Here is a 6,734-nt window from a genome sequence, read left to right on the forward strand (position 1 = left end):
AGCCTGAAGCCGACGTTTAGCCACACGTTTTTTACAAGCAATTTGCCTCTATTCTCATAGCTGCACTTTCTGTAGAGTGACTGTGTGTCGATTGCACCAGACCTGTTTCCGGCAGAGCAACTACTGGAATGGCTGCCAGGAGAAACGCTTTTTAGCTTGTTGAGCAGGCAGCATCAGCTGTCTGGTTTTTCTGTTGCTGCACGGTCAAGCGAGCGCTTTTTTGGGATTGCGCGTGCAGGGTCACAGCATGACTTCCCGAATCGTTTGACTTCTCTTATCCAGAGAACAAATGGGCAATTGGGCACTCTTGAGGAAATCGCCTCTAAACACACACTCTTAGCCTTCTACCGTGCCTTTATGCCATCGGAAGAGTGTGCATATGCCATTGAATGTATGGCGGGCAACAGTGTTGCTCATCTAAAGCTTCGACTAGGGATTTTGACGAGCCGCTTTCGTGCACATCACCCCCTGAAGGCCTGTCCTGAATGCATGCAAGAAGATGTGCTCAAAACTGGTTGGGCATATTGGCACTTAGAACATCAGTATCCAGGAGTCTGGGCCTGTACTAAACATTCTCGGCTTTTGCTGGCGTCAACGCTCAAGGCGACAGGAGTGCACCGCTTTCAATGGACTCTTCCACGCCTTGAAGAGCTCACTGATGAGAATGATTTCAATGCACAAGACAATGCACAAGAGATGCCGCAGCACAGGCTCCTGAGCTTGGCGCGACTGATTGAGGCCTTAGTGCAAACTGGTGCTAATAAGCCGTTATCGATGCCTGCGCTGTACCTTGTCTATCGAGACAACCTTGCATCTCGTGGTTGGATAACCAAGTCTGGTAGCTTGCGCATGAATGAAATCTCTAAAGAGTTCTTGCAGCATGCTGAGCCGCTGCGGTTAGTTTATGAATTTCAGGGGCTGCCGCGAAACACAAAAGAGGCATTTGCAATGTTGGGACGTATGTTGCGCCCTCCAAGAACAGGTACGCATCCTCTGCGCCATATTGTGATGATCGACTGGCTCTTTGACGGTGCAGCCCCCTTTTATGAAGCGTACCGTTGTTTAGAACGCAAGATAACTAGTCAAGTGCCAGATGTGGTCGCAGAGCCCAAGGAGGACTCTCGAAGAATAGAACTGCACAAGCTACTGACGATTGATAAGCTTTCAGCACGGGCTGCCGCCCAAGCTATGAGCATCGACACTCAGACGGTGTTGATGTGGGCGCGACAGATGGGGTTAAACACTCCCACTCGGGCCAAGAAAATGTCGACTGCATTAACCATCAAAGTGGTTTCTGCGTTACGAAAAGGCGTAGATAAAAAAGAAGTGGTGCGGCAATCAGGGCTGAGTGAAAGCACAGTTAATCGCGTGCTGCTGTCCGACCGTGATTTGCATCAAGCATGGCAAGCTGCAAGAGTTGATCAGGCTCGTCAAAGAGCGAGACAGGCATGGTTGGCTTTACTGGATCCAGGTCAGGACAGCGGTGTTAAATGGATGCGATCGCTTGAACCTCAAGCATATGCATGGCTGTATCGAAACGACCGTGTTTGGCTTAATGCGCATAAGCCTACTGCGGTCTCTGTGCGGGATGTCGCCAAAAAATCAGCTGTGGATTGGAGTTCGCGCGATGTTCAATTGAGTGCGGAGGTTCGAAGGGTCGCACTTCGTTTACTGATAGACAATAAAGTCAATCATCTCTTTTTTTGGCAGCTGTATCAGCACATTCCTGAATTGAAGGCAAAGCGTTCGGTACTGCATCGGCTTCCTTTGACGAGGGCAGCAATCGATGATGTATTGAAAGCGAAATCGCCCTTGGAGGCTGGACTTTGGGAGAGTGCTTGAAGATGGATTGCATAAAATTGAATAGCTCTTCTCCTTAGAAACTCAGGAAATTCTTCAAAAAATGCTGCTAGCGCTGTCTCCATTCCCTGAGGAGATCGAACAGGGTTATTTAGGGCGTGTGATGCGCATCAATGGATTCCGAAGTTTGGCGGAATTGTCAGACTTCATCACGGAGCTTTACCAAGTTGAAAGGTTGACGCAGGGCCGCTCTTGGTTTGACATGCTTTGTAAGGTGGCCAACATGTCTTCGGAGCAATTTGCACAGCGGCATACAACATTGCCATTGAAGAGAGGTATCACTTCTTACTTTCCGGAGATTGTGCATGGGGCAGCTGATCGCCCAACACTCACAAGGCAAGCACATAACCGCAAATATGCAGCTGCCTTTTTTTGTGAGCAGTGCGCACAAGCAGATATTGTTTTTCATGGCATGAGTTATTGGCGGCGCGAGCACCAGACTCCGGGGCAGTTGTGGTGCTCCAAACATGGCTGTGCACTGAGTAGCACGGCTGAGCCAGATGCGATGCTGTCTTCACCAGCTAAGCTGATTGATCAATCTTGTCTAATACCTTTAGCAGCCATTCAAGAGGCTCAAGCCAACCCTTTTGTTGAGCGCTATTTAGAGCTGGTTGCGGCAATGTATGAGCGCATTGCTCCACTAGATGTTGGGAAGATTGCACCCGTATTGCGTGACCAAGCGAAGCGTCATGGCTTTCATGCTTATGCAGGGCCTGTGCGATCAGCGTTACTCAGTGATCGAATCTGTGAAATATTTCCACACAGCTGGTTGGAGCGTGTCTTTCCGAGTCTGCTGGACAAGAAAAAGGGTGAAGTGTTGCATCAAGTGGATGGCGCACTTTACATGCGTAAGTCGTCTTCTTCGACGGTTGCATATCTTCTGGTGCTTGCGACACTGTTTGAAACGGCTGATGAGGCCATTAATACATTACAAGCTGCGCAGAGTGGCGCTCTAGTTCCAGAGGTTTTGCTGCGACAAGTGCGGTATGCACTACCGGCTGACGATGCTTTGGTTGAGGCCTATATCAGAGCACAGGGTGATGTCTCCAACATCGTCCAGATGTGGGAGATCCCAAAGCGCTGTATTCAAAAGAGGCTGTTGGAGCTTGGTCTGCCCAACCTTGCAGCAGATCCTGGCCAAGCTGTTTTCCCTAAAGCAGGTCTGCAGGCCTTTTATTTGAGTAAACGTAGTTACCAAGAAAGCCAAAGGTTGTCGGGAATGGACTGTAGACAGTTCGATAGCCTGCTTCGGGGGTGCGGTCCTAAGCTGGTCAAGGCGTTGATAAAGATGGACAAAGAAGATGTGCGTTGCTCGCGCAAAGAGCTCGTCTATAACCTGCGGCGGCTACAAGTTGCAGAGCAAGCCTAAGCATTACAAGCGCTTAACAAAGACCTGCTCCATTCTAGGAAAGAGACATAGTCAGGTTTGCACCGAGCATGCTTGTATGCACTTATGCCAAGTTGGCTGACCTTGGGCAGTTCAAGGTTGGGCCTTTCTTTCCTTGCCCACTAGAACCTCGGCAGGGATGCCTAAAGTCATCAAGCGCCGGATCATGGAAAGCGAAAGCTGCCGAGTACCGTTGAGCACTTCGTAAACCCGGTTGGGTGGGCCGATATAGGGCCTCATGTCAGCTACAGTCATACCGCATTGCTCCATATGGAACTTGATGGCTGCAATTGGGGATGGAAGCGCGAGGGAGTAGTGCTTGGCCTCATAAGCCTCAACTAGCATGCCTAGCACTTCCAGACGCTCGCCTTGAGGGGAATCAGTATCGGGGTCTAGCTCAATCAACGCAGATACTTCAGCCATCATGGCCATGTAATCAGCTTCGCTGCGAATGGGGCGGATTTGCATTCGACTACTTTAGTCACAAATTGGGCGTTTCACCATTGCTTCGCTAGGTCAATGAACTAAACCTGACGTCAGATCGCTATAACCTAGTGATGCCTTGGTACGCGAGTTCTTTGAGTAAGCACTGCTAACTCTAACAATGCGATACCTCACCCCAAAATCGTGTCCAGAACGTACTGTCGCGAGGCACTAAATCCTCATACCTTCTTAGTCGTTGGGGATCGTTGCTGCGCAGTGCGACAACTGCGGGCTGCACCAAGGATAAATAGGTATCAGCTGCAATTTGAAAATCTTCAAGCGACAGCTCGTCCGTCTTCCTTTCAAATGCCACGCGATGCGCCGCAATCCATAAGGCAATGATCAGGCGCTGAACGCCTGCAGTTTTTTCCCAAATCAACAGTGCTAACTCTTCGGTGATGGCAAGAGGTTTTGCAACATATTGATAGTCACTGAGCCGTTGTAAAAAAATACGGCGATACACGGGGTCAGATGGCGAAGTGAAATGGGCGAAAGCGTGATAGCCCGAAGTAACAATGCGCTGTGCATTGCTCAAACGCTTGGTGAGCGCACTGATGCCATCTGGTGTGCCGGAGACCAGCAGTGGAATTTGCCACGTGTTCATCAGTGTCAGAATCCATTTGAGGCATTGATCTTCCACAATGCTTAGCTCTGGTGGCTCTTCACTGGCTTTTCGCTTGCGGCGGCGATCCAAAGTGGAAAGCTTGAAGAAGTTCTGAATCTCATCCAAATGCAAAAGCCCAAGGAAATGGCTGGAAGCAACTTGCCGCCATTCCTCCAGCATTTGTGGACCATTGCGCCAGTTGGCAGCCAGAGTTCGATCAAAGCGCGTACTACCTGTTGCCTTTTTCCACGCGGTCATCAAGGCTGCGGCCAGATCAGTCGCTCTACCACTGGGGGGGACATCAATCGATAGCCATGCTACTTGCTGCAAGCCATTGGCCATTTTGAAGAATGACTTGTGTTGAATGACCTGCTGCGGATATGAGCCCAAACAACGCACGATAGCTTCGCTTTTGCCAGACCCTGATACACCTTCCACAGCCGCACCAAACGCAGGAGCTCCGGGACGCTTCGACTGTTGAACTGGTTCCCCGCTGATGAGACTCCAGGTTCTAGCTAATGAGGGCTCCATATAACGGTAATTTTGTCGAATCATCAAATCGATTGATTCGTGAAGCCGCAGTTCTTCTAGACTGGGTAAATGTAAATCCCGAAGAATCATCAGCATGTGCAGGCGCAAATGACGAGGTACTGAAACAATATTGGCAGGAGGTTTGACCGGTAGATCTAGCAAGAGGCGGCTCAGCTCTGTGCGTGACCGTATAGGACCGAGGCCTTGAATCAGAACATTGTTTCCGTAGACGTCGTGTGTGAAGTTTGATGTTGAAGCGTCACTTTTCATGGGAATGCCCTTCATTTATCTCTCCGAATAACGCTTCCATCATTTCGAAGTGATTGGTTTCAGCTTCAGAGCGAATTTGGCGAGTTCCACAGATCTCCGAAACAGACTGCGTATTTTGTAGAGCTACCTCCATTGCGCGTGCTTCAGTGATATTCGGTTGACGACCACGCACACGATCCAGTGCTATGCGTGTCTGCTCGATTGATTCGGCCTTGATGGCTTGCATGCGTTTCAATGCCAGCACGCTAGTGACCAAATTCTCATGCTCAATGTCCGCTGCTCGCAGTCTTTGGTAGGCAAATGCGTCGACCATTTCGTCATGCGTCACTGCAGCTGAAGTGCGCGCAAGGTCTGAGATGTCTAAGTCGATCAGCCCATTACCAGTGACGTTGGGCGTCCAAATTTTTGAAACAGAGCCCGGGTAGTACTGAACTGGAATCTGCCAACCGTGACCTGATGTTCGTGCAATGGTGGACCACTGCTCTGCGTCGGTGATCTCCGAGCGGTAGTCATTGCCGCAAAAGCTGATTCCTGAACGAGATACTCGACCCTTGTCAGAGACGGGCAGGAGTGTGCTGGTGAGTTCTGCATGTGCTTGGACTTTGCGATAACCAATGCCCATTGCATGTCCCCAACGCCATAGACCTGCGGGACTGGGGTAAACATTGTCGGACACCATCTGAGCGTCCAGGCGGTGTGAGCGATTTGCAGTTAAGTTGTAGCGGAAGAAACACTCATACAGGTACTGCATATAGTGGCGCACAGTCATGGTCGCTTCTGCGGGGTTGGACCGACGTAAGTCGTACTCTGCGCGGCGCGCATCCATGGCGCCGGGTAGAAAGTTGTACTGCGTATTTTTTAAAATTCGGTGCATGACTTCTACGACACCCTTAAGATCTGGTCGAAAGGGCGGTGCATAACTTAGGTTCATGCTGAGCTGCATGCCAGTGGCTTTGGCACGCTTGGAGAGATACTCACCACGATCACACTGCAGTGCATAGGGTAATGTGGGTGCTGGGAACAGCGAAGGCTGCATCTCATAGTCCCACAGATGGCCCAGAAGCTGCGCTGGTGCTGCTGTGTTGAAGAGACTAACTTGTGCGGTGCTCCAACTTGGACCTGTCAAACACACGTAAAAGCCAACGATGGCAGTAGACCAGACATCGACGACGATGTAGACAATCGGGCGTCCCACAATCCAAGCAGGATTGAGCGAGGAGCGTAGATAGATGTCACCGATGGTTGAGTCGATCGCATACAAAAGTCCAGGCCCTGAAACGCCCTCCCAGCTTTTACTGCTCATGCCTCTCAGCGCACGGCTGAAATGTCCTTTGCTAGTTTTTTCTAGAATTTTCTTCAGGTAAGTGATGCGAGTAGTCAGGACGCGTTTGACCTGTTGGTAATTGGGGTAGTGCCCTTTTTTTAGATCAACCGTAATGATTTTTCCATCAGCGTCAAAAGTACTGGCGGTTGCGAAATCACTGCTAATGATCTGTTTGTAGCGCTCCGGCATTGAAGGTTTCGGCACCGGTATTCTTTTGTCTGCGGCAACGATGATGCTCTCCCAATCATCATTCATGCCAGGTTGCATCGACTGTG

Annotated in this window: 5 protein-coding genes; 2 read left to right on the plus strand and 3 right to left on the minus strand. The window is 50.2% G+C overall.

The features are described from left to right. The first annotated feature begins 84 nt into the window (after positions 1-84). Complete coding sequence (locus QEP12_RS16665; RefSeq protein WP_284214963.1) at positions 85-1,842, plus strand: TnsD family Tn7-like transposition protein; 1,758 nt, start codon at positions 85-87, stop codon at positions 1,840-1,842. 61 nt (positions 1,843-1,903) lie between these two features. After that, a complete protein-coding gene (locus QEP12_RS16670) occupies positions 1,904-3,229 on the plus strand; it encodes a TniQ family protein (RefSeq protein ID WP_284214964.1) in 1,326 nt (441 codons plus the stop codon). Between the two features lie 111 nt (positions 3,230-3,340). Here the strand turns inward: QEP12_RS16670 and QEP12_RS16675 are convergent, their stop codons facing one another. The 3 genes from QEP12_RS16675 to QEP12_RS16685 all read right to left on the minus strand — a co-directional run. After that, positions 3,341-3,715 carry a helix-turn-helix domain-containing protein gene (locus QEP12_RS16675; RefSeq protein WP_284214965.1) on the minus strand — a complete coding sequence of 125 codons (375 nt, stop codon included), beginning with the start codon at positions 3,713-3,715 and terminating at the stop codon, positions 3,341-3,343. A gap of 130 nt (positions 3,716-3,845) precedes the next feature. Next, complete coding sequence (locus tag QEP12_RS16680) at positions 3,846-5,150, minus strand: AAA family ATPase (RefSeq protein WP_284214966.1); 1,305 nt, start codon at positions 5,148-5,150, stop codon at positions 3,846-3,848. After that, on the minus strand, positions 5,125-6,734 hold a 1,610-nt coding region (locus QEP12_RS16685), incomplete at its 5' end, for a transposase (RefSeq protein WP_284214967.1). The genes QEP12_RS16680 and QEP12_RS16685, both read right to left, overlap by 26 nt.

Source organism: Comamonas jiangduensis, from assembly GCF_030162955.1.
Lineage (GTDB): Bacteria > Pseudomonadota > Gammaproteobacteria > Burkholderiales > Burkholderiaceae_C > Comamonas > Comamonas jiangduensis.

Bases quoted from the DNA above. Each gene is read 5' to 3' on its own strand.
- QEP12_RS16680 (WP_284214966.1), bottom strand. From the start codon at position 5,150: ATGAAGGGCATTCCCATGAAAAGTGACGCTTCAACATCAAACTTCACA.
- QEP12_RS16675 (WP_284214965.1), bottom strand. From the start codon at position 3,715: ATGCAAATCCGCCCCATTCGCAGCGAAGCTGATTACATGGCCATGATG.
- QEP12_RS16670 (WP_284214964.1), top strand. From the start codon at position 1,904: ATGCTGCTAGCGCTGTCTCCATTCCCTGAGGAGATCGAACAGGGTTAT.